The following is a 23,322-nucleotide window of genomic DNA, read 5'->3' as shown; positions in this document are numbered from 1 at the left end:
TGTACTCCCGTTGCTCCGACAGGCTCGTACCTCGCGGCGACGGAGTCAACCGCCTTCAAGATCACCCCGGTTGCTCTCCCCCGGAGCCCTCCGCACACCTTCACGTCGATACGTCAACCCCAAAGTCCCACCACGGAAGACTCTTAACGAATAACATGCGCACATCGTTGTCCGCAGGCGTGGCCAAGGCCACTCGACGGAAATGCTGAGTGAAATAAAGAAGGCCGGACGGCGGTCACTCCTGAACCCCGACAGGAAATGCCCCCGCTCCCGAGCAAGGAGCCTATGAGCCCTCTTCCGCAGGAGCAAGGAACGGCCTCTGCGGGCACTTTGCGCCACCGGGAACGACACCGAACGGAACTCTCGCACGGAAAGCGAAGGTGTCCCGGGAAACCGAACCGCGGTCCGCGAAAGTGTCAACATTCAGCTCGCGAACGCACGATGGTTTGCCGTGTCCCGTCGCCAGGACACCACAAGTCGGGCGGCCCGACGGGGTCGGAGCCGGGCGGCCGACGGCGTCGGGGAGCGCACCCGGAATCCAAACGGAAGTCTTGATTCCGCTCGGCGACGGGGGCGGTGCGCTCACCGTAGAGTGCGACCGTGCGGTCGTACAGCATTGGGCAGGCAGCGGCGCTCCTCGGTGTGAGCGCGGAGACCGTCCGCCGGTGGGCGGACGGCGGTCGGCTGCGGATGGAGCGGGACGGCACGGGGAACCGGACCATCGAGGGCACCGCGCTCGCGGCGTTCGCCAAGGAGCGGGCCGCGGGCCGGCATCCGGTGCCGGAGGGCGTGGCCACGTCCGTGCGCAACTCGTTCGCCGGGATCGTCACCGCGGTCCGCCTCGACGACGTGGCCGCACAGGTCGAGATCCAGTCGGGACCGCACCGCCTGGTGTCCCTGGTGACGCGGGAGTCCGTGGCGGAACTGGGCATCGAGGTCGGGGTGATGGTGACCGCACGGGTGAAGTCGACGAATGTCCATGTCGACGTTCCCTGAGGCCCACGCCCCTCGGAGGGGCCGTCCGCGTCTCAGCGGCAGAGCAGGGCGGCCCGCAGGTCCAGCTTGTGGTCGAGGCGGGACAGGTCGCGGCCGGTGAGGGCCTCCACGCGCTGGATGCGGTAGTGGACGGTGTTCACGTGCAGCTGCAGGGCCTTGGCGGTGCGGGCCCAGGAGCCGTTGTGGCCGAGGAACACCTCCAGCGTCTCCAGGAGCACGCCGTGCGACGCCCGTGCCTCGCCGAGGAGCGGGCCCAGGGTGCTGCTCAGATACGCCGCGCGTACGTCGTGGGGGACTCCGGCGAGCAGGGACTCCAGGGTGGAGAGGTCGTCGACGGCCATGACGGCTGAGGCCTCCGGCCCGGCGGCCGCCGGTGCGGTGGTCCTCGCTCCCGCCAGGGCGTAGCGGGCCTGGACGACGCCCCGGCCGAGACCGGCAGGGTCCGGGATCAGGGTGCTGATGCCCGCGTGCAGGGCGGTGTCCGGCCGACAGGCCTGGAGCAGCGGCCACACGTCCCGGAACCCGTCGCGGGACGCGCGCCCCTCCCCCCCATCGCCGTCGGCCCCGGCGTCGACCGGGACGATCGCGACCGCCCCGACGCCCGGGCGTTCCGCCACCGCGAAGGGCGCGGACGTGAGGTGGCGCGTGGCTTCGGCGAGGGCGTTGAGGGCGAGGCGGGGACCGGGCGGAGCGACCCCGGCGGCGGCACGCGACGCACCCGCTCCCGCGACCACCACCCGATAACTCCCCCGCCCCGGAAGCCCGCAGGCCCGCAGCGCGTCGGCCAGCGCGTCCGTGTCCGGTGCCCCGGCGTCGGCCCGGACGACCAGGTCGACGAGCGTTTCGTGGGCCCGGGCGCGGGCGGCACGACGGCGGTCGTGGTGGTGGCGGTGCTGGGCGAGCACCTCGGCCATCTCGTGCAGGACGCGGGGCGGCGCGGCGTCCGCGTCCGGCAGGTGCAGCTGCCAGGCGTCGTACGCGGTGGCGTCGGCCTGGACGCGCAGCGTGGTGCCGGAAGCGGAGCGCAGCAGCCGCACCGCCTCACGTGCGGACAGGGCGGGGGCCGACGAGGTGCGGGCGACGGTGCGGCCGGTGCTCGTCAGGAGGTGGCAGGGCGGTGTGCCGAGGTGGGCGAAGGCGCTCTCCAGGAGTTCGGCCGGGCCCGCGCCGCGCTCCAGGAGACGGCCGAGTTCGCCGCGTACGTTCTCCGGCAGGGCGTGGTGCGGCGCGGGGAGGCGGCTCAGGTCCCCCCCACTGCCGGAGGTACACCGCTTCGGTGACGGCGCGGAAGCTGGTGCGCGCGGGCACGGAGAGCAGCGGCACGCGGTGCGCGCGGCAGGCGTCGACGAGGTCGGCGGGGACGGCGCCGTGGGTCTCCTCCCCGGCGAGGAGGGCGACCGCGCCGCCCGCGCTCAGGGCGGCGACGAACCGCTCGGCCTTGGCGCGGCCGTCGTCCGGGTGCCACCACACGAGCCCGGTGAGGACGATCTCGCCGGGCCGCAGGAACCGCGCCGGGTCCTCCAGATCGGTGGCGGTGACCCCGCTGATCTCCCGGCCGAGCAGGTGCTCCTCGCCCCAGACGAGGGTGATGCCGAGGCTGTCGAGCTGGCGGAGGTGGTCGACGTGCATGCGGTGCTCCTTGCGCGGCTGCGGGACGGCCCGCATCTCACATTCACGAGGCGAATACGAGAAGCATCATCGTAAATGCCCAGGTGTTCGAGCAGAACGCCTCTTGGTTGAACACACAAGGAGCACCCCGCGGGTCCGGTGTTTTTCGTGTACGGGACCAGTGGTCCGCGTCCCGCCCCGCGGGCTTCACTGAGGACAGCCGATGGCCGGAACGCCCGCCGACCGTGGCCGGAAGGCGACGGGCGGGCCGAGGACAGGGGGAGCCGTGAGCGCACGACAGGGGGAGCCGTGGATCTGAACACCGTGCTCGACGTACGGGACGCGCGGCACCGCGAACCCTGGCGGCCGGGCGACGCCTGGCTCGGCGGCGGAACGTACCTCTTCTCCGAACCGCAGCCGCACCTGCGCCGCCTCGTGGACCTGAGCCGGACGGGCTGGGAGCCGGTCGTACTCCGGCCGGACGGCGCCCTGGAGATCGCGGCGACCTGCACCATCGCCACCCTGTACCGCTTCGCCGCGACCTTGGCCGCACCGGCGGCGCCGCTCTTCGAGGAGTGCTGCCGCGCCTTCCTCGCCTCGTTCAAGATCTGGAACATGGCGACCGTCGGCGGCAACCTCTGCAACGGCCTTCCGGCCGGGCCGATGATCTCGCTGACCGCCGCGCTGGACGGCACCTGTCTGCTGCGGCCGCAGACGGGCGCGGCGCGTACCGTCCCCGCGGCGGACTTCGTCGCCGGCGCGGGCCGCACGGTCCTGGCCGAGGGCGAGTTGCTGCGCTCGGTCACCCTGCCCGCCCGCGCCCTGCGCTGCCGCACCGCGTTCCGGCAGGCGTCGCTGTACGGCCTCGGCCGCTCCGGCGCGCTGGTCATCGGCGCCCTCGACCCGGCGGACGGCTCGCTGGCGGTGACCGTGACGGCGGCGACGGTGCGGCCGGTCCGGCTCTGGTTCCCGCTGGTGCCGGACGCGGCGGGGCTGCGGGCGGCGCTGGCCGCGGCGGTCGGCGACGACGAGTGGTTCGACGACATCCACGGACTGCCGGAGTGGCGGCGGCACATGGCGTTCCGGTTCGCCGAGGAGATACGCCGCGAACTTGAGCGGGCGCGGCCGGAGACGACCGCCACCCGCACCACGAACCCCACCACCGCCACCCGCACCGAGGAGACCTCCCGATGACCTTCCACCTCCAGGTCAACGGCCGCCCCAGCACCACGGATCCGCGCCCCGGCCAGTGCCTGCGCACCTATCTGCGCGAGCAGGGCTGGTTCGGCGTGAAGAAGGGCTGCGACGCCGGGGACTGCGGCGCCTGCACGGTGCATGTGGACGGCGAGCCCGTGCACAGCTGCGTCTATCCGGCGGTACGGGCGGCCGACCGCGAGGTCACGACGGTCGAGGGCCTCGCGGCGCCGGACGGCGAACTCCACCCGGTGCAGCGGCGGTTCCTCGACGCGCAGGGCTTCCAGTGCGGCTTCTGCACCGCCGGATTCCTGATGACCACGGCCGCCCTGGAGGCCGAGCGCGGCACCGCGCACGACGACGGCAAGCTCGACGACCTGCCGCGCGCCTTCAAGGGCAATCTGTGCCGCTGCACGGGCTATCGCGCCATCGAGGACGCCGTGCGCGGCGTCACGCACACCGAACGCCCGGGCGCCGGTGAGGCCGTCGGCCGCAACCTCGGCGCCCCCGCGGGCCCCCAGGTGGTCACCGGCAGCGCGCGCTACACCTTCGACGTCGACGTACCGGGCCTCCTGCACATGAAGCTCGTCCGCTCCCCGCACCCGCACGCCCGCGTCCTGGCCGTCGACAAGAGCGCCGCCCTCGGTGTCCCGGGCGTGCACGCCGTCCTCACCCACGAGGACGCCCCGGACCGCCTGTACTCGTCGGCCCGCCACGAGCACCCCACGGAGGACCCCGACGACACCCGCGTCCTCGACGACACGGTCCGGTACGTGGGCCAGCGCGTCGCGGCCGTCGTCGCGGACAGCGAGCAGGCGGCGGAGGAGGGCTGCCGACGCGTGGAGGTGACGTACGAGCTGCTCCCCCACGTCGTGGACCCCGAGGAGGCGATGCGGCCGGGCGCCCCGGCCCTGCACGGCGACAAGGGCGCGGACTCGCGCATCGCGCGGGCGGCGGACAACGTGGTGGGCGAGGTGCACGGCGAGATCGGCGACGTGGAGCGGGGCTTCGCGGAGGCGGACATCGTCATCGAGGAGACGTTCCGTACGCAGCGCGTGCAGCACGCGAGCCTGGAGACGCACGGCTGTGTGGCGTACTTCGAGCCAAGGTGCGATGACGGTGGCGGGGGCGGCACCGGGGAGCGGCTCACGGTCCGCTCGTCCACGCAGACGCCCTTCCTGACGCGGCGGGCGCTGTGCGCGCTGTACGACTTGCCGGAGGACGGGGTCCGGGTGGTCGCGGGCCGGGTCGGCGGCGGGTTCGGCGGCAAGCAGGAGATGCTGACGGAGGACGTCGTGACGCTGGCGGCGCTGCGCCTGCGGCGGCCGGTGAAGCTGGAGTACACGCGGGCCGAGCAGTTCCACGGCGCCACGACCCGGCACCCGTTCAAGGTCACGATCAAGCTCGGCGCCCGCGCGGACGGCACGCTGACGGCGTTCCACTACCGGGTGGTGGCGAACACGGGCGCGTACGGCAATCACGGCCCGGCGGTGATGTTCCACAGCGTGGGCGAGTCGATGGCCATGTACCGCGCCCCGCACAAGAAGGTCGACGCGTACTCCGTCTACACCAACTGCGTGCCCGCGGGCGCCTTCCGGGGCTACGGCCTCGGCCAGGTCACCTTCGCCGTCGAGTCCCTGCTCGACGAGCTGGCCCGCCGCCTGGACCTGGACCCGCTCACGGTCCGCGAACGCAACGTCATCGGCCCCGGCGAGCCGATGCTGAGCCCCATCGGCGAGGAGGAGGACCTGCACATCGCGTCGTACGGCCTCGACCAGTGCCTGGCGGTCGTACGCGAGGCGATGGCGGCGGACCCGGGCACCGCTCCGGCGCCGCCCGAGGGCTGGCTGGTCGGGCAGGGCGCGGCCCTGGCGATGATCGCGACGGGTCCGCCCGGCGGCCACTTCGCCGACGCCCGCGTGTCGCTGCGCCCCGACGGAACGTACCAAGTGGCCGTGGGGACGGCGGAGTTCGGCAACGGCACCACCACGGTCCACCAGCAGATCACCGCGGGCGCGCTGCGGACCACGGAGGACCGGGTGACGATCCGTCAGTCGGACACGGATGTCGTACGTCATGACACGGGCGCCTTCGGCTCGACGGGGAGGGTGGTGGCGGGCAAGGCGGTGCTGCTCGCGGCGACGGCGCTCGCCGAACGCCTCCGCACGTTCGCGGCCCGGCACACCGGGGTGGCCCGCCACCTGTGCCACCTGGGCGCGGAGGCCGTCGACTGCGCGGGCCGCACGGTCACCCTCAAGGAACTCCACGAGGCGGCCCGGGCGTCGGGCGCCGAGGCCGAACTCTCCGCCGAGGGCCACTGGGGCGGCTCCCCGCGCTCGGTGGCGTTCAACGCGCACTGGTTCAAGGTGGCCGTGGACCCCGGCACGGGCGAGATCCGCGTCCTGCGCAGCGTGCACGCGGCGGACGCGGGCCAGGTGATGAATCCGATGCAGTGCCGCGGCCAGGTGGAGGGAGGTGTCGCCCAGGCCCTCGGCGCGACCCTCTTCGAGGAGGTACGCGTCGACGACCGCGGCGAGGTCACCACGGCCGCCTTCCGCCGCTACCGCCTCCCCCAGTACGCGGACGTCCCCCGCACCGAGGTGCACTTCACGCGGACCAGGGACGCGATCGGCCCCCTGGGCGCCAAGTCCATGAGCGAGAGCCCCTTCAACCCGGTGGCTCCGGCCCTGACGAACGCCCTGCGCGACGCGACAGGCACCCGCTTCACAGCCTCCCCGTGACACGCGACCGGGTGTGGCTGACCCTGTCCTCCGCCACCCTTGGCACAAATCCTGCGATCACAGGCAGACGTGCCACTCGTGGGGACCGACGGACCTCGGAAGAATCAAGGCCATGACGAACACACAGCTCGGCCGCACCGCCACCTACAAGGTCCTGACCACCGGTTACGTGGGCTCCACGGGCCCCGGTGTCGCCGCGACCGTGTCCTACATCAGCGACGCGGGCCGCCACATCGTCTTCGACCCGGGCATGGTCGCGAGCCGCGACGACATCCTCGGCCCCCTGGCCGAACTGGGCCTCGCCCCCGAGGACATCACCGACGTGATCCTCAGCCACCACCACCCCGACAACACCCTCAACGTAGGCCTGTTCCCCCAGGCCCGCATCCACGACCACAAGGTGGAGTACCAGAACAACACCTGGACGAACCGGGACGCCGAAGGCCACGAACTCACCCCGTCCCTCCGCCTGATCCGCACCCCCGGCCACAGCCCCGAGGACATCACGCTCCTCGCGGGGACCGCCTCCGGCGTGATCGCGTTCGCGGGAGACCTCTGGTGGCACTCGGCGGGACCGGCGGACGACCCGGTGGCCCCCGACCGCGAGGTCCTGCGCGCGTCCCGGATCCGCGTACGCGACACGGCGGACGTGATCGTCCCGGGCCACGGCGCACCGTTCACGCCGGACGACACGACCCCGCTGTAGCCGCCGCCTCCTGCCGATACGTCCGCTACTGCCGATACTTCCGCGCGGTGACGGGAGACCCGAGGCCGTGCAGCGCGACACTGCCGAGCACAGTGATCACCAGAACCGTCAGCACGAGGACGGAGTCGTCGTCGAGGCTCAGCTCATTGAAGGCGAGCAGCCCGAACACGATGGAGGTGGTCCCGCGCGGCCCGAGCCACCCGATGAGAAACCCCTCCCGGACGGGCACCCCCGACCCGATGAGCGAAAGCATCACGGGCACGATCCGCACCACGGTCAAGGCAGCCGCACAGAACAGCACGAGCTCCCACTCGACACCACCCCACAGGGCGAACACAGCGGTCGTCCCGAAAACGAACCACATGACGACCCCGAGCAGAAACCCGACGTCGTCAATCAACTGCATCTCGCGCTGAGTCTCCTCAGTACGCCGTACAGCATGAAAGACGAACCCGCACAGGAAGGAAGCAACAAACCCGTTCCCGCCCACCCCCACGGCACACCCATAGGCCAACAAGGGCGCAGCGACAAGAACCAACCGCTTGGCCTGAGCACTCATGAACCCGGCCCGCTCGGCCCGATTGACGCAGAACCCCAGCAAGGCCCCGAGCGCGAGCCCCACGAGAACCGCCTTCACGGCGGAAGGCGCGGCCGTCCCGAGCGCGTCCCCCGCGCTCCGCCCGCTCGTGGCATGCCCCGCGAGAACCAACGCGAAGAGAAAGACCGGCGACACGATCCCGTCGTTGTACCCGCCCTCCACATTGAGCACGTCCCGCACCCGAGCCGGCAGCCGCCGATCCCGCAGAATCGCCTGCGCGGGCGCGAAGTCACTGGGCATCACGACACAGGCGATCACCAACAACAACGGCCACCCCACCCCCGGCAGCAACCAGGCCCCCACCCCCACGGCAAGCCCCAGACTCAACGGCAACCCGATCAACAACACCCGCAACGCGACCCCAGGATGCCGCCCGAACATCCCCCCACGAACATCAGCCGCATCAACGAACAACAACACAGCCAACGTGATCTCAGCCGCCCGCAGCGCCGCATGCGTATTGAGCGTCTCCCCCACGCTGTCCCGCACAGCAAGCCCGACCACGACCCCCGCCACCACCACAACAACCGGCGCGGTGAACCGCCACTCCTCAAACTTCTCAGCCAACAACGACCAGACGACGAGGGTGGCGGCGACGGCGACGATCGATGCAATCACGGGGGGTATGGTCGCAGGCGGAAGCCGTTGGGCCGGGGTGCCGCACGGGGCGGGTCCGCCAGGTCAGCGACCCTTTTGGACGGGCTCCAGAATCGCCACACACTCCACATGATGCGTCATAGGGAAAAGATCGAACGCCCGAAGCATCCGCACCTTGTACCCCCCCTCCCGGAAATACCCCAAGTCCCGAGCCAGCGCAGCCGGATCGCAAGCCACGTACGCGATCCGCCGCGCCCCCAGCCCCGCCAGGTGCCGCACCGTCGCCTTGCCCGCGCCCGCGCGCGGCGGGTCGAGGACGATGACGTCGACCTCGGTGATGCCGGTGCGCGGGAGGACCGATTCGACCTTGCCCTGTTCGATGCGGACGCGGTCGAAGGAGGCGAGGTTGTGGCGGGCGTCCTCGACGGCGCGTTTGCCGGACTCGATGCCGAGGACGGCGCCCTCGTCGCCGACGCGGTCGGCGATGGCGCCCGCGAAGAGGCCCACGCCGCAGTAGAGGTCGAGCGCCGTCTCGCCCTTGCGCGGGAACAGGCCCTGCATGACCGCGGTCACCAGGGTGTCCGCCGCCTTCGGGTGGACCTGCCAGAAGCCGCCGTTGCCCACGCGGTACGTGCGGCCGTCGGCGCGTTCGCGGACGAAGGGGCGGCCGTGGACGCGGTGCACGCCGCCGTCCTTCTCCTCGACGCGCAGGACCGAGACCGGCTTGTCCAGTTCGACCAGGGGGAGGCGGGCGCCGGGGCGCGGGGTCAGGATGACCTGACGGTCCTGCGAACCCGTCGCCGCGATCGCCTCGACCGAGGCCATCCCCGGCCAGTCACGCCGTTCGACGCCCAGCTCGGTGACGCCCTCCGCCGCGATCATGCAGTGGTCGACCGGCTCCACCTCGTGCGAGCGGTGGCGGCGCAGGCCCGCCCGGCCGGAGGAGGGGTCCACCGCGTACTGGACGCGGGTCCGCCAGGACGGGACCTCGCCGGCGGGGAGCTTGTCGCCCTCGGCGGGCATGACCGTGCCGTCCCAGCCGGCCTCCTCCGGCGTGAGCCCGGCAAGGCGCTTGAGCTGTTCGGCGATCACCTCGCCCTTGAGGCGGCGCTGCGCGCCCGGCTTCGCGTGCTGCCAGTCGCAGCCGCCACAGCGGCCGGGCCCGGCGTAGGGGCAGGGGGCCTCGACGCGGTCCTTGGAGGCGTCCAGGATCGTCACGGCGTCGGCCCGCAGGAAGCGTGCGCCCTCCTCGCCCTCCGTCACGCGCGCGACGACCTTCTCGCCGGGCAGCGCGTGCCGTACGAAAAGGACCTGGCCCTCGGCCGTACGGGCGACGCAGTGCCCGCCGTGCGCGACCGGTCCGACCTCGACCTCGTACTCCTCGCCCACCAGAGAGTTCTTCGGTTCAGCCTGCATGGCGGGGTGACTCCACAACGTAAGAGGTAAGGAACGCACGAGGTAAGGACAGTGGTCGGCGGCGTCGAGAACATCGAGAAAACGGACGGCCGGACGACAGCCCACCAGTCTACGTTGCCCTTCGCGGACCGCTCGCCAGGGAGGGCCGCGCGCTCACCCCTTCTTGCTCGTCTCCCTCGCCCGCTTCTCCACCGGCCCCCTCCGCACCGACCCCGGCGCGTTCCACTCCTGGCGCCTGCGCGCCCGCCGCTTCGCGGCCTCGGAGGACTCCAGCTGGTAGGGGACGGAGGTGACCATGACTCCGGGGGTGAACAGGAGACGGCCCTTGAGACGGAGTGCGCTCTGGTTGTGCAGCAGGTGCTCGTACCAGTGGCCCACCACGTACTCGGGGATGATCACGCTGACCGCGTCGCGCGGACTCTCCCGGCGCAGCGACTTCACGTACTCGATGACCGGGCGGGTGACCTCGCGGTAGGGCGAGTCGAGGACCTTCAGGGGCACGCTGATGTTGCGGCGCTCCCACTCGTCGCGCAGGGCCTTGGTCTCGGCCGGGTCGACGTTGACGCTCAACGCCTCCAGAGTGTCCGTGCGCATCAGCTTGGCGAACGCGAGGGCCCGCAGCGTGGGCTTGTGGATCTTGGAGACGAGGACGATGGAGTGCACGCGGGAGGGGCGGACGCTGTCGTCGGAGGGGCCCTCGGCGGCCGCGATCTCGTGGGCGACGCGGTCGTAGTGGCGGCGGATCGCGGTCATCGTCGCGTAGAAGATGACCATGCCGAGCAGCGCCACCCAGGCGCCGTGCGTGAACTTCGTGACGAGGACGACGATCAGGACCAGGCCGGTGAAGAAGGCGCCGAAGGCGTTGATCCCGCGGGAGCGGATCATGTGGCGGCGCTTGCCCGGGTCGCGCTCGGTGGCCAGGTGGCGGTTCCAGTGCCGGACCATGCCGATCTGGCTGAGCGTGAAGGAGACGAAGACGCCGACGATGTAGAGCTGGATCAGGCGGGTCGAGTCCGCCCCGTAGATCCAGACGAGCATGGCCGCGGCGCCCGCGAGCAGCACGATGCCGTTGGAGAAGGCGAGGCGGTCGCCTCGGGTGTGCAGCTGGCGCGGCAGATAGCGGTCCTGCGCGAGGATCGAGCCGAGCAGCGGGAAGCCGTTGTACGCCGTGTTCGCGGCGAGGAAGAGGACCAGCGCGGTGGCCGCGGCGAGGACGATGAAGAGGAAGCTGCCGTCGCCGAAGACCGCCTCGGCGACCTGGGAGATCACCGGGTTCTGGACGTAGTCGCCGCCGAGCGGGACGCCGTTCTCCAGGAGGTCCTTGGCGGGCTTCTCGGCCATCTTGACGTCCGTCGCCATGGCGAGGCCGATGATGCCGCAGAACATGGTCACGGCGAGCGCGCCCATCAGGGCGAGCGTCGACGCGGCGTTCTTCGACTTGGGCTTGCGGAAGGCGGGCACGCCGTTGCTGATCGCCTCGACGCCGGTGAGGGCGGCACAGCCGGAGGAGAAGGCCCGCAGGAGCAGGAAGACCATGGCGAAGCCGGCGAGGCCCTCGTGCTCGGCCTTGATCTCGAAGTCGGCCGTCGGGGCCTTCATGGTGTCGTCGAGGATCAGGCCCCGGTAGGCGCCCCACGCGATCATGAGGAAGACGCCGACCACGAAGACGTACGTCGGGATCGCGAAGAGCTTGCCGGACTCCTTCACGCCGCGCAGGTTCATGAGGGTCAACAGGACGATGACGCCGACCGCGCAGAGCACCTTGTGCTCCACGACGAACGGGACCGCCGAGCCCAGGTTCTCGATGCCCGAGGAGATCGACACGGCCACGGTCAGGACGTAGTCGACGAGCAGCGCGCTCGCGACGGTCAGTCCGGCCTTGGGCCCGAGGTTGGTGTTGGCGACCTCGTAGTCGCCGCCGCCGCTCGGGTACGCGTGCACGTTCTGGCGGTACGAGGCGACGACCGTGAACATCAGCACGACGACCGCGACGGCGATCCAGGGGCTGAAGTGGTAGGCCGAGACGCCCGCGACGGACAGGACGAGCAGCACCTCGCCGGGCGCGTACGCGACGGAGGACAGCGGGTCGGACGCGAACACGGGGAGGGCGATGCGCTTCGGCAGGAGCGTTTCTCCGAGCCGGTCGCTGCGCAGTGCGCGCCCGATGAGGATCCGTTTGGGCACGTCGGTCAGTTTGGACACGCAGAGGATCGTAAGCGCTCCGTCAGCACGTCGCCCACCCAGTACCCCGGTCCTGTCAAGAGCTTCTGGGGAGAAGATTAAAGAGATGTTCAAAAGGTGGGTGGGTGGACCGGTCGGCGTGCTCGCACCGACCGGTCCACCCGCTCAGCGTCCGCGGCCGCGCGCCGCGTCTCCGCTCACCGCTCGCGGGCCGTTCCCGCCCCCGCCAGCGGCGGCTCCGCGCTCTCTCCGGCCGGGGCCGCGTACCCACGGGTCAGCCTCTCCTCGGCCCGCCGCACCGCCTTCGACGGCCACCACGTCGCCCGGCCGAGCAGCAGCAGCGCCGCAGGCAGGATCATGACGCGGATCACGAAGGCGTCGAGCAGGACGGCCACCGCGAGGACGAAGCCCATCTGCTTCATCTCCAGGATGTGCAGCATCACGAAGCTCGCGAAGACGGTGACCATGACGAGGGCCGCGCTGGTGACGACCTTGGCGGACGCCGCGATCCCGTCGATCACGGCCTGCCGGGTGGGCACGCCGTCCAGGGCGGCCTCGCGGATCCGGCTGACGACGAACACCTGGTAGTCCATCGAGAGCCCGAAGAGGATCACGAAGAGGAACAGCGGCACACGCGACGAGATGCCGTGCAGGGAGACGAAGGACAGCAGGTCCTCGGCCCACTCCCCCTGGAAGACGAGCACGAGCAGCCCGAGCGCGGACGCGGCGGACAGCAGGTTCAGGCCGACGCCGAGCAGTCCGAGGACGACGGACCGGAACGCGTACACCGTCATCGCGAACGTCATCAGGAGCAGCAGCCCGAGGACCAGCGGCAGCTTCTGGCTCTGGTGGTCCACGTAGTCCACGCCGCGCGGCACGTCACCGCTGACGGCGCTCTCGACGCCGTCGAGCTTGCCGACGGTCGCGGGCAGGTAGTCGTCGCGGATGCGGTCGAGGGCTTCGACGGCCTTGTCGGAGTACGTGGCGTGCGGGGCGCCCAGGTCCAGGGTGCTGACGCGGCGGTCGGCGGAGGTCCTGACGGCGGGGCGGTCGTGGCGGGCCAGGAGCGGGTCGGCGGCGGCCTTGCGGTCGAGTGCGCGCAGGGCGTCGGTGACCTGCTCGGACTTGCCGGGCTCGGACGTGACCACGACCTGGTAGCGGATGCGCAGGTCGGGGAAGGCGGCGAGCATCCGGTCGTAGCCCTGCATGGCGGGGATCTCGCGGGAGAAGCTGTCCCGGGCCGGGTCCTTGAGCTTCATGGTCACGGCGGGGGCCGCGAGGCCGAGCAGGACGAGGACGGACAGGCAGAGCGTGAGCGCGGGGCGCTTGCGGGCGGGGGTGAGCAGGGCGTTCCAGACCCGGCCCGGCTTCTTCTCGATGTCGGACCGCACGGTCTTGCCCGCGGCGCGGCGCTTCTCCGCTCGGCGCTCGGCGCGCTTCCCGAGCTTGACGAGCATCGCGGGCAGCACGGTCACCGAGCTGACCACGGCGACGGCGACGACCAGGATGGTGCCGGTGGCGAGGGAGTCGAAGATGACGTCCCCGGCCAGATAGAGCGCGGCGGTGGAGACGATCACGGCGAGCCCGGAGATCACGATGGCGCGGCCCGCGGTCGCGGCGGCGGTCTCGACCAGCGCCTCCGCGGAGAGCCTGCCGCCCGCGCGGGCCCGCTCCTCGCGTTCGCGCTTGAGGTAGAAGAGCGTGTAGTCGACGCCGACGGCCATGCCGATGAGCAGGATCATGTTCATCCCGACGCCGGTGTCGGGCAGCAGGTGCGAGGCGAGCATCGCCAGGCCCATGGTCGCCATGATCGAGGTGATGGCGAGCAGCAGCGGTACGCCGACCATCAGGACGGAGCCGAACACCAGGGCCAGCGTGATCAGCGTGACCGGCAGCGTGATCATCTCGGAGAACGCCAGGTCCTTGCCGCGCTGGTCGTTGACGCCCTTGCTCACGGACGCGGCGCCGGTCTCCTCCACCACGACGTCCGGGTGGGCCTTCCGCACCTTCTCGGTCGCGGCCTGGAGCGGGACGACGTTCTTCTTGCCCTCCTGCTCGGGGCCCTTCAGGGTGACGGGCACCCGCACGACCCGGCCGTCCTCGGAGCGGACCGGCGCGGCGACCTCGTCGACCTCGGGCAGGGCCCGCATGCGCCGGGTGACGTCCTCGACGGCCGCGTCGGCGGCGCGCTCGTCCAGGCGCTGACCGGGCTTCGCACTGACGAGGATCTGCTCCAGGGGCTTGATCTGGAGGTCGCCCCGCGCCGCCATGGCCTCCGCGCGACCGGCCTCGCCGACGCGGAAGTCCGCCGACGTCGCCTGGTTCATCCCGGCCGTGATGCCCGCCCCCAGGCACAGCACCACGAACACGAACCAGCCGACGATCGCCCGCCACGGATGCAGAGCGCTCCACCGCGCCACCCGCACCGTCATCGACTGCCTCGCGCCGCGCCTCATGTCCGGCCCCCTCGCTGCCATAGCGACTCTCCCGTCCTTCATATGTAAGTTGAGACTGACAGGTGAAGGTCTGAGACGTCAACTGTCAGGATCGAACGGGGCTGGGGCCGCGAACAGGCACGCGGGATCTGTGAGCAGGCACGCAGGAACGGAAGAGTCCGATCGACGGAGGGTTTGACAGTGGTTCAAGCCATGCGTAAGCCTTGGCCGACGGGTATCGGGACGGCGCGAAGGCGGGCCATGCAGGCCATGAACAGCGAGGAGCTGCTGGCCTTTCTGGCGGCCGTGGGCCACGCCCAGCGCATCCGGATCATCACGGAGCTGGCCACAGGTCCGCTGTACGTGAGCGAACTCGCCCGCCGCCTCGGCGTCTCCCGCCCCCTGCTGTACATGCATCTGGAACGCCTGGAGAAGGCCGGTCTCGTGATCGGCAGGCTGGAGCTGTCGGACGACGGCAAGGCCCTCAAGTACTTCGAACTCGCGCCCTTTGACGTGCAGTTGAACGTCGATACGATTCTCGCGGCTGCCCGCCTCGACGGGGCGGACGCTCCACCGGACGGGACGGGCGAAGCCGGAAAGCACTCACCAAAGGGGACGCCCCAATGAGCGACGCGATCATCCCGATCGCTTTCTTCCTGATCCTTGCCGGCGCAATCGTGACGGTGGCCAAGTTCCAGACGCAGCGCAGCCGCGAGCGCGACATCGAGTACGCGCAGGCGATGGAGGGCTACCGCAAGGCGCTGGACTCGGTCACGGTCCAGCAGGAAGCCATACGGACCCAGCTCACCGAGCTGAACGTCCGGGTCCAGTCCATGGAGAGCATGCTGCGCGCCGTCGAGTGAGCCCGCGCCCGGGCCCGGACGCTCCCGCGGGATCCGACCTGGGTGAAGAAGCCGTTAACGTGGACTCGAGCATTCCCGGGGAACATTCGAGGGCGAGAGTCATGAGTAGGGCATTTACGCAGGTCACGAGGGCCATGAGGAGCGCGGGGTAACGACGTGCACATCGTCATCATGGGCTGCGGGAGAGTCGGTTCCGCTCTCGCGCAGACCCTGGAACAGCAGGGGCACACGGTCGCCGTCGTCGACCAGGACCCCACCGCATTCCGCCGTCTGGGCTCCGGCTTCGGCGGCCGCCGTGTGACCGGCGTCGGCTTCGACCAGGACACCCTGCGCGAGGCCGGCATCGAGGACGCCGGTGCCTTCGCCGCCGTCTCCAGCGGCGACAACTCCAACATCATCGCCGCCCGGGTGGCCCGCGAGATGTTCGGCATCGAGAACGTCGCGGCCCGTATCTACGACCCGCGCCGCGCAGAGGTCTACCAGCGTCTCGGCATCCCCACGGTCGCCACGGTCCGCTGGACCGCCGACCAGATGCTGCGCCGGCTCCTGCCGTCCGGCGCGGAGCCGCTGTGGCGCGACCCCACCGGCGGCGTACAGCTCGCCGAGGTGCACGCGTCCGCCGCGTGGATCGGCCACAAGATCAGCCAGCTGCAGGAGGAGACCGGCGTGCGCGTCGCGTTCCTCACCCGGCTCGGCGAGGCGGTCCTGCCGACGTCGCAGACGGTGCTCCAGGAGGGCGATCTGGTGCACGTGATGATGCGCACCGACGAGGTGGAGAAGGTCGAGGCCGCGTTCGCCGAAGGCCCCGAGGAAGGCGGTCACTGATGAGGGTCGCCATTGCCGGAGCGGGCGCGGTGGGCCGTTCCATCGCCGGTGAGCTCCTGGAGAACGGGCACGAGGTCCTGCTCGTCGACAAGGCGCCGACGGCCATCTCCGTCGAGCGCGTCCCGCAGGCCGAGTGGCTGCTCGCCGACGCCTGCGAGATCACCTCGCTGGACGAGGCGGCGCTCCAGCGCTGCAACGTCGTGATCGCCGCGACCGGCGACGACAAGGTCAACCTCGTCGTCTCGCTGCTCGCCAAGACCGAGTACGGCGTCCCGCGGGTCGTCGCGCGCGTCAACAACCCCAAGAACGAGTGGCTCTTCAACGAGTCCTGGGGCGTCGACGTCGCCGTGTCCACGCCGCGGCTGATGTCCGCGCTCGTCGAGGAGGCGGTGAGCGTCGGTGATCTCGTACGGCTGCTGCGCTTCAGCCACGGCGACGCGAACCTCGTCGAGCTGACGCTGCCGCCCGAGTCCGCCCTCGCGGGCACCCGCGTCGGGGACGTCCAGTGGCCCGAGGACACCTCGCTCGTCACCATCATCCGCGGTACGCGCGTGCTCGCGCCGACGCCGGACGACTCCCTCGAAGCGGGGGATGAGCTTCTCTTCGTCGCCGCGCAGGCGCGGGAGGAGCAGTTGGAGGATCTGCTCTCCGTACGTCGCGACGTCTAGCCCCTGGGCTCTACGCAGGTGGGGGCGCCGGAATGCTTCCGGCGCCCCCACCTGCGTGACCGCCACAACCGGCGCTCCGCGCCGCGTCCTCAATCGCCGGACGGGCTCTCCCCCACCCACCCGCCCGAACTCGCACCGGCCTGCCCAACAGCCCGGCACCTTCAGCCCCGAAACGACTCACACCACAGCGCCTCGCCGGACCACCCCGCAGCACGTCGCCAGACCGCCCCGCAGCACCTTTCCGGCCCACCCCGGCTGTATTCCAGCCCGTCCGGCGCTTGAGGACGAGGCGCGAAGCGCCGATCCGAGGGAGGACTGTCCCACCCGCCACGGGACACCTGCCTACGGGGTCCAGGGGCGAAGCCCCGGTTTCGGAGAAGGGGCGGGACTGGGGCGCCCCGCGAAGGCCTAAGCCTGGCGCTGCCGCTCCGCCTCGGCCTTCTCCTCGGCCTCCATCTCAGCGAAGACGTCGATGGGAGGCGGCGCCTTCGCCAGGAAGACCCAGGTGAAGTAGACGGCGAGGACCATGGGCGGCAGCTTGAGGGCGATCAGGACCCAGCCGAGCTGCTCGGTGTCGGCCCACCAGTAGAGCGGGAAGAGGATGGCGTACTTGGCGAGGAAGATCAGACCCCAGGCCAGCGACGCCTTCGTGTAGGCCTTCTTGCGGCCAGGATTACGGGTGCGCCAGGAGAGATTCTCGCGGAAGACGGGACCGAGCAGCAGCCCGAGCAGCGGATAGCCGACGAGCGCGGAGAGGAAGAAGGCCGCACCGAGCCCGGTGCCGTAGATCATGCCGGGCAGATAGAAGTCCTTGGCGTTGCCCGTGAACATGGCGAAGGCCACGCCGAAGGCGACTCCGAAGACACCGCTGAAGGCGTGCTTGACGGTGTCCCGGCGGACCAGGCGGACCACGACGAGGATCAGCGCCACGGCGAGGGCCGCGATGGCCGACAGGTGCAGGTCCTTGTTGATCGTGTAGATGAGCACGAACAGCAGGCCCGGCACCATCGTCTCGACCGTGCCGCGGATGCCGCCGAACGCGTCGAACAGCGCGGCCTGGGTGAGCGCCCTGGTCTCGGCGTCCTGGGCCGCACGCGCGGCCTCCGCGTCCTGCGGGCGGTCGCCCACGGCCTGGTCGGTCGGCTTGTCGACTGACGTCACCGGTTACTCCCGTCCGAGCGGTCTGAGTTCGTACTTGGGGTTGAAGAGCACTCTGCGGCCGCGGTCTATGGAGATCCGCCCCGACGCGATCAGGCGCCGTCCCGGCTCGATCCCCACGATGGAGCGCCGGCCGAGCCACACCACGTCGAGCGCGGCGGAGCCGTCGAACAGCTCCGCCTCCAGGGCGGGGACGCCGGCGCGGGGCCGCAGGGTGACCGTGCGCAACGTACCAGTAACGGTGACTATCTCGCGGTCGTGGCAGTCACCGATGCGCGTACACCCGGCCGTCTCGGCGTCCTCGCGCAGCTCCTGCGACTCCAGGTCCTCCTGGGAGGACGACAGCCGGTCGAGCATGCGCCGGAAGCGGCCTGCCGGCTTGCCGGATCCAGGGGCAGAACCAGGAACAGCACTCATACCCGAAGCGTACCGGTGGTCACCAGCGCCCCCGCAATGGGTGCGCTCACCTGTGCTGATGCCCGCCCGGAGCGGGCGTCAAGCCTCGTTACGGCGAATCCCGGCCACCGCTCCCCCGCCACCCCCCGGGCCCCCAGGTCGCGCTACCGCTCGAACCGGTATCCCATTCCGGGCTCCGTGATGAAGTGCCGGGGGTGCGCCGGGTCCGCCTCCAGCTTGCGGCGCAGCTGGGCCATGTAGACGCGGAGGTAGTTCGTCTCCGTGCCGTACGAGGGACCCCACACCTCCTGCAGGAGCTGCTTCTGGCTGACGAGACGGCCCGCGTTGCGCACCAGGACCTCCAGGAGGTGCCACTCCGTGGGGGTCAGGCGTACGTCGCGGCCGTTGCGGTTGACCTTCTTCGCGGCCAGGTCGACGGTGAAGTCCTCGGTGTCGACCATCACGTCGTCCTCACCGGCACCGGTGGGCTCCGCGCGGCGGACGGCGGCGCGCAGCCGGGCCAGGAGTTCGTCCATGCCGAAGGGCTTGGTCACGTAGTCGTCCGCGCCGGCGTCCAGGGCCTCGACCTTCTCGTCCGAGCTGTGCCGGGCCGAGAGGACCAGGATGGGCACGCGCGTCCAGCCGCGCAGCCCCTTGATCACCTCCACGCCGTCCATGTCGGGCAGACCGAGGTCGAGCACGATCACGTCGGGGTGGCGGGCGGCGGCGAGCTGGAGGGCGGTGGCGCCGTCCGGTGCCGCGTCCACCTCGTACTTGCGTGCCTTCAGATTGATCACGAGGGCGCGTACGATCTGCGGCTCGTCGTCGACCACGAGCACCCGGGTCATTCCTACCTGCCTTTCGGGCTTGTCAGCGCCGCTGACGCGGCTTTCGGTGCCACGTACGGGGCGTTCGGTGGCGGTCACGAGGTCATCTGCGCGGAGAGGTCCGGCACGACGGGCGGTCGCCCGGCCGCCGCCTTCAGCGTCAGCACCATCGTGAGGCCGCCACCAGGAGTGTCCTCCGCATTGAGGGTTCCCCCCATCGATTCCACGAAGCCACGGGCGACCGCGAGGCCGAGGCCGACGCCGCTTCCGCGTGGAGCGTCACCGTAGCGCTGGAACGGCTCGAAGATGCGGTCCTTGGCGTCATCGGGAACCCCGGGTCCCCGGTCGACGACCCGCAGTTCCACGCGGTCGCCGAGGGCGCTCGCCGAGACGAACACGGGTTCCTCGGCGGGCGCGTACTTGACGGCGTTCTCCACGATGTTGGCGACCGCGCGCTCCAGGAGGCCCTTGTCGACGGCGACCATGGGCAGCTCCTCGGGGATGTCGAGGACGACGCTGCCGTCGGGGACGCCGCCGAGGGCCATCGGGACCACCTCGTCGAGGTCGATCTCGCGGATCAGCGGGGCGACCGTGCCGGTCTGCAGCCGGGACATGTCCAGGAGGTTGCCCACCAGGTGGTCCAGGCGGTCGGCGCCCGCCTCGATGCCCGCGAGCAGCTCGGCCTGGTCCTCCTCGGACCACTCCACGTCCTCCGAGCGCAGCGAGGTCACGGCGGCCTTGATGCCGGCGAGGGGGGTGCGCAGGTCGTGGCTGACGGCGGCGAGCAGGGCGGTGCGGATGCGGTTGCCCTCGGCGAGGGTGCGGGCCTGGTCGGCCTCGGTCTGCAGGCGCTGGCGGTCCAGGACGACGGCGGCCTGCGCGGCGAACGCGGCGAGGACGCGGCGGTCCTCGGCGGGCAGCACGCGGCCGCTCAGGGCGAGCGCCATGTGGTCGCCGACCGGCACGTCCACGTCGGCGTCCTCGGGGCGGCCGACGTGGGCGCGGGCACCGACGCTGCCCGCGCAGGTCCACGGCGTCACGTCGCTCTCGCGTTCGAGCAGGGCCACGGACTCCATGGCGAAGGTCTCGCGGACGGTCTCCAGGAGCGAGTCCAGGCTGTTCTCGCCGCGCAGGACGCTGCCCGCGAGGTGGGAGAGGATCTCGGACTCGGCGCGCAGCCGTGCCGCCTGGTGGGTGCGGCGCGCGGCGAGGTCCACGACGGAGGCCACGGAGATCGCCACGGACACGAAGACGACGATCGCGACGATGTTCTTCGCGTCGGAGATCGTCCACTGGTGCAGCGGCGGGGTGAAGTAGTAGTTCAGGAGCAGGGAGCCGAACGCCGCCGACGCCAGGGACGGGACGAGACCGCCGAGCAGGGCCGCCGCCACCGTGAGCGTCAGGAACAGCAGCATGTCGTTGGCGAGACCGAGGTCCGCGTCGATGTTGGTGAGCAGCAGCGTCAGGAGCGCGGGTCCGACGATGCCGACCAGCCAGCCCCAGATGATCCGGGAGCGCCCGAGCCGGGCGCCGCGTGCCACGGGCAGCCCTCGCCCCTTGGCCACCTCGCCGTGCGTGACGATGTGGACGTCCAGGTCGGGCCCGGACTCGCGGGCGACGGTGGCGCCGACGCCGGGTCCGAAGACGTACTGCCAGGACTTGCGGCGCGAGGAGCCGAGGACGATCTGGGTGGCGTTGACGCCGCGCGCGAACTCGAGCAGGGCCGCCGGGATGTCGTCGCCGATGACGTGATGAAAGGTTCCGCCAAGGTCCTCCACGAGGGTCCTCTGGACGGCCAGCTCCTTCGGCGAGGCCGCGGTGAGGCCGTCGCTGCGGGCGATGTAGACGGCGAGGATCTCGCTGCCCGAGCCCTTGGCCGCCATGCGGGCGGCGCGGCGGATGAGGGTGCGGCCCTCGGGTCCGCCGGTGAGGCCGACGACGATGCGTTCGCGGGCCTGCCAGGTGGAGCGGATGTTGTGCTCGCCGCGGTACTGCTGGAGGTATTCGTCGACCCGGTCGGCCACCCAGAGGAGCGCCAACTCGCGCAGGGCGGTGAGGTTTCCGGGGCGGAAGTAGTTGGACAGGGCCGCGTCGACCTTGTCGGCCTTGTAGATGTTGCCGTGCGCCATCCGGCGCCGCAGCGCCTGGGGCGACATGTCGACCAGCTCGATCTGGTCCGCCCGGCGCACCACCTCGTCCGGCACCGTCTCGCGCTGCCGTACGCCGGTGATCGACTCGACGACGTCGCCGAGGGACTCCAGGTGCTGGATGTTGACGGTCGATATGACATCGATGCCGGCCTCCAGCAGCTCCTCGACGTCCTGCCAGCGCTTGGCGTTGCGCGAGCCGGGCACGTTGGTGTGCGGCAGCTCGTCCACCAGGGCGACGGCGGGGGCACGGCGCAGCACGGCGTCGACGTCCATCTCGGTGAACTGCGAGCCGCGGTACTCCAGCTCCTTGCGGGCGACCTGCTCCAGGCCGTGCAGCATCACTTCCGTGCGCGGACGGTTGTGGTGCTCCACGAAGGCCACTACGCAGTCGGTGCCCCGCTCGATACGACGGTGCGCCTCGGCGAGCATGGCGTACGTCTTGCCGACGCCCGGTGCCGCACCGAGGTAGATCCGTAGCTTGCCGCGTGCCATGGCCTCATTGTCTTCCTGAAACTGCTGTGTACGCAGCGTCGACCTTACGGCCAATAATTACGGCAAATCGGATGAGGCCGACCTTCCTGAGGCTCCTTGACGCAACCCTGATGCCCCCCAGCGCGTCCGGGGCGGGGCGAAAGCCGCCATTTTCGGCCGCCCCGGGCTCCCGGGCGGGCCGTGGACAGCGCTCGGGGCCGCCCCGGCGAGCGGAGCGGCCCCGGTCCACACGGATCAGCGTGGATTGTCCCCGTGCGTCAGCGTCTCCCAGGCCACGAAGAGGTTGTTCGACCCGGCCGGACGGTTCCGCTCGGTGAGCCGCTGGGTGTTGGCCATGGGCACGCCGAGCCGGTTGTGCAGGGCGTTGTAGCCGACCTCCGTGACGGGCCCGAGGCCGCGGTGCACGGAGCCGCCGCACAGCCATCCGGGGGGCGCCTCGCCCAGCTCGTACTTGGCCTGGAAGCCGAGCGCGTGCTGGAGCCGCTCGCCGACGTCCGTGCCGTAGAGGTCCTGGCCCTGGATGCGGCTGGTCTCGGCGACGTGGGCGATGGCGGAGATGCCGTAGCCGGTGTGCGTGAAGTCGCGGCAGGTCTCCTGGGTGAGCCCGGCGACGAACGTGCCCTGCCCCTGCCAGTACTTGACGATCTTCTCGCGGGTGTTGAGGTTCTGGCTCGGCACGGTCTTGGGCAGCGCGCCGTCGGAGGGCAGATAGACGTAGGCGGCGGTGCGCGTGCGGAACTTCGCCATGGCCTTGTCGTACGACGCCTTGTCCTCCAGGAAGACGGAGATGCCGATCGCGGCCTCCATCATCGACAGCTCCCAGTTGCCGTTGGAGTGGGAGCCGTTGATGATCTTCGGAAGGTAGACGTTGCGCAGCATGGTCGCGAAGCGCCCGGAATTCGCCCAGGTGCCCGTGTACGTGTGCTTGATGATCTCCGCGGCCTTGGGCCAGGAGGAGCCGGCCCAGCCGGTCTGGAGCGGGGCGTTGCTGTTGGTGTGGTCCTTGATGGTGCCGGACCAGGCGTCCATCAGCTCGATCGACTTCTTCGCGTACCGCTCGTCGCGGGTGAGGTACCAGGCGAGGGCGGTGGTGTACGCGGCTATCGCGTCCTCGCGCTCGTCGGTGCAGCCGTGGTTGGGGTTGGAGTACGAGCCGCACTCGACGATCGCGCGGGGCTTGGGGGTGCGCGAGAGGGAGGCGTACTTGCTCCCCATCATCTGGTCGTAGGCGCCCTTCCAGGGCTGGGCGCCCGCGTTCACCTTCTCGCGGGTGAAGTCCAACTGGCTCTTGGAGACGGTCACTCCGGGGTGCGCGAAGGTGGCGGGGGCCGCGTCGGCGCGGTCGATGCCGGGCCAGGCGAGCAGGGTGGCGGCGAGGGCGGCGACGGCGGTGGTCGCGGTCGCGAGGAGGGCCGGGCGTGGTCTGCGGCGGTGGCGTACGGGTGTGGGGGTGGGCGCCATGAAGAGGCCA

Annotated in this window: 18 protein-coding genes and 1 pseudogene; 8 read left to right on the top strand and 11 right to left on the bottom strand. The window is 71.0% G+C overall.

Annotation, left to right across the window (positions count from 1 at the left end; genetic code table 11):
• Positions 1-600 precede the first annotated feature (600 nt).
• Entirely contained in the window at positions 601-996 is a 396-nt protein-coding gene (locus AB6L24_RS35065) for a molybdopterin-binding protein (protein WP_405662167.1), read from the top strand.
• Positions 997-1,028: 32 nt separating this feature from the next.
• On the opposite strand, the gene AB6L24_RS35060 is transcribed toward AB6L24_RS35065, so the two are convergent.
• Positions 1,029-2,033 (bottom strand): PucR family transcriptional regulator, encoded by a 1,005-nt coding sequence (locus AB6L24_RS35060; protein ID WP_405662164.1) that lies wholly within the window; start codon positions 2,031-2,033, stop codon positions 1,029-1,031.
• A gap of 4 nt (positions 2,034-2,037) precedes the next feature.
• On the bottom strand, positions 2,038-2,625 hold the full coding sequence (locus AB6L24_RS35055; RefSeq protein WP_405662161.1) for a PucR family transcriptional regulator ligand-binding domain-containing protein: 588 nt from the start codon (positions 2,623-2,625) through the stop codon (positions 2,038-2,040).
• 288 nt (positions 2,626-2,913) lie between these two features.
• On the opposite strand from AB6L24_RS35055, the gene AB6L24_RS35050 reads away from it, so the two are divergent.
• The 3 genes and pseudogenes from AB6L24_RS35050 (at position 2,914) to AB6L24_RS35040 (ending at position 7,245) form a co-directional block, all read left to right on the top strand.
• Positions 2,914-3,798 carry an FAD binding domain-containing protein gene (locus AB6L24_RS35050; protein WP_405662158.1) on the top strand — a complete coding sequence of 295 codons (885 nt, stop codon included), beginning with the start codon at positions 2,914-2,916 and terminating at the stop codon, positions 3,796-3,798.
• Positions 3,795-6,655, top strand: a pseudogene (locus AB6L24_RS35045) (molybdopterin-dependent oxidoreductase). Before AB6L24_RS35050 ends, AB6L24_RS35045 begins: the two are co-directional and overlap by 4 nt.
• The gene (locus AB6L24_RS35040) at positions 6,652-7,245 is read left to right on the top strand and encodes an MBL fold metallo-hydrolase (RefSeq protein WP_405662157.1); all 594 of its coding nucleotides are present in this window, start codon (positions 6,652-6,654) and stop codon (positions 7,243-7,245) included. Before AB6L24_RS35045 ends, AB6L24_RS35040 begins: the two are co-directional and overlap by 4 nt.
• Positions 7,246-7,270: 25 nt before the next feature.
• Here AB6L24_RS35040 and AB6L24_RS35035 read toward each other — a convergent pair whose 3' ends face one another.
• The 4 genes from AB6L24_RS35035 to AB6L24_RS35020 all read right to left on the bottom strand — a co-directional run bounded on the left by AB6L24_RS35035 (position 7,271) and on the right by AB6L24_RS35020 (position 14,493).
• Entirely contained in the window at positions 7,271-8,461 is a 1,191-nt protein-coding gene (locus AB6L24_RS35035) for a cation:proton antiporter (protein ID WP_405662155.1), read from the bottom strand.
• Positions 8,462-8,524: 63 nt separating this feature from the next.
• Positions 8,525-9,856, bottom strand: coding sequence for a class I SAM-dependent RNA methyltransferase (locus AB6L24_RS35030; RefSeq protein ID WP_405662153.1), 1,332 nt, complete (start codon positions 9,854-9,856; stop codon positions 8,525-8,527).
• A gap of 153 nt (positions 9,857-10,009) precedes the next feature.
• The gene (locus tag AB6L24_RS35025) at positions 10,010-12,058 is read right to left on the bottom strand and encodes an APC family permease (RefSeq protein WP_405662151.1); all 2,049 of its coding nucleotides are present in this window, start codon (positions 12,056-12,058) and stop codon (positions 10,010-10,012) included.
• A gap of 176 nt (positions 12,059-12,234) precedes the next feature.
• Positions 12,235-14,493, bottom strand: a complete 2,259-nt coding sequence (locus AB6L24_RS35020) for an MMPL family transporter (RefSeq protein WP_405662149.1) — start codon at positions 14,491-14,493, stop codon at positions 12,235-12,237.
• Positions 14,494-14,742: 249 nt separating this feature from the next.
• Here AB6L24_RS35020 and AB6L24_RS35015 point away from each other — a divergent pair, with 249 nt between their 5' ends.
• The 4 genes from AB6L24_RS35015 (at position 14,743) to AB6L24_RS35000 (ending at position 16,828) form a co-directional block, all read left to right on the top strand.
• Complete coding sequence (locus AB6L24_RS35015) at positions 14,743-15,099, top strand: winged helix-turn-helix domain-containing protein (protein WP_033263899.1); 357 nt, start codon at positions 14,743-14,745, stop codon at positions 15,097-15,099.
• Positions 15,096-15,335, top strand: a complete 240-nt coding sequence (locus AB6L24_RS35010) for a hypothetical protein (protein WP_405662147.1) — start codon at positions 15,096-15,098, stop codon at positions 15,333-15,335. The genes AB6L24_RS35015 and AB6L24_RS35010 overlap by 4 nt, the downstream gene beginning before the upstream one ends.
• Positions 15,336-15,491: 156 nt before the next feature.
• The gene (locus AB6L24_RS35005; protein ID WP_030357311.1) at positions 15,492-16,160 is read left to right on the top strand and encodes a TrkA family potassium uptake protein; all 669 of its coding nucleotides are present in this window, start codon (positions 15,492-15,494) and stop codon (positions 16,158-16,160) included.
• A complete protein-coding gene (locus AB6L24_RS35000) occupies positions 16,160-16,828 on the top strand; it encodes a TrkA family potassium uptake protein (RefSeq protein ID WP_030357312.1) in 669 nt (222 codons plus the stop codon). Before AB6L24_RS35005 ends, AB6L24_RS35000 begins: the two co-directional genes overlap by 1 nt.
• Positions 16,829-17,236: 408 nt before the next feature.
• On the opposite strand, the gene AB6L24_RS34995 is transcribed toward AB6L24_RS35000, so the two are convergent.
• From AB6L24_RS34995 to AB6L24_RS34975, 5 genes are all read right to left on the bottom strand, one after another.
• Positions 17,237-17,989: a DUF3159 domain-containing protein gene (locus tag AB6L24_RS34995; RefSeq protein ID WP_405662145.1), complete on the bottom strand. Its 753-nt coding sequence runs from the start codon at positions 17,987-17,989 to the stop codon at positions 17,237-17,239.
• Positions 17,990-17,992: 3 nt separating this feature from the next.
• A complete protein-coding gene (locus tag AB6L24_RS34990) occupies positions 17,993-18,403 on the bottom strand; it encodes an OB-fold nucleic acid binding domain-containing protein (protein WP_078619604.1) in 411 nt (136 codons plus the stop codon).
• A gap of 143 nt (positions 18,404-18,546) precedes the next feature.
• Positions 18,547-19,230 carry a response regulator gene (locus AB6L24_RS34985; RefSeq protein ID WP_087886167.1) on the bottom strand — a complete coding sequence of 228 codons (684 nt, stop codon included), beginning with the start codon at positions 19,228-19,230 and terminating at the stop codon, positions 18,547-18,549.
• A 74-nt stretch (positions 19,231-19,304) separates the two neighbouring features.
• On the bottom strand, positions 19,305-21,851 hold the full coding sequence (locus AB6L24_RS34980; protein WP_405662142.1) for an ATP-binding protein: 2,547 nt from the start codon (positions 21,849-21,851) through the stop codon (positions 19,305-19,307).
• A 234-nt stretch (positions 21,852-22,085) separates the two neighbouring features.
• On the bottom strand, positions 22,086-23,312 hold the full coding sequence (locus AB6L24_RS34975) for an alginate lyase family protein (protein WP_405662140.1): 1,227 nt from the start codon (positions 23,310-23,312) through the stop codon (positions 22,086-22,088).
• Positions 23,313-23,322 lie beyond the last annotated feature (10 nt).

The sequence above is a fragment of the Streptomyces sp. RK9 genome, assembly GCF_045070545.1.
Classification (GTDB): domain Bacteria; phylum Actinomycetota; class Actinomycetes; order Streptomycetales; family Streptomycetaceae; genus Streptomyces; species Streptomyces alboflavus.
The sequence above is the reverse complement of the archived record's forward strand: the minus strand, read 5'-3'. Positions and strand labels throughout refer to the sequence as shown.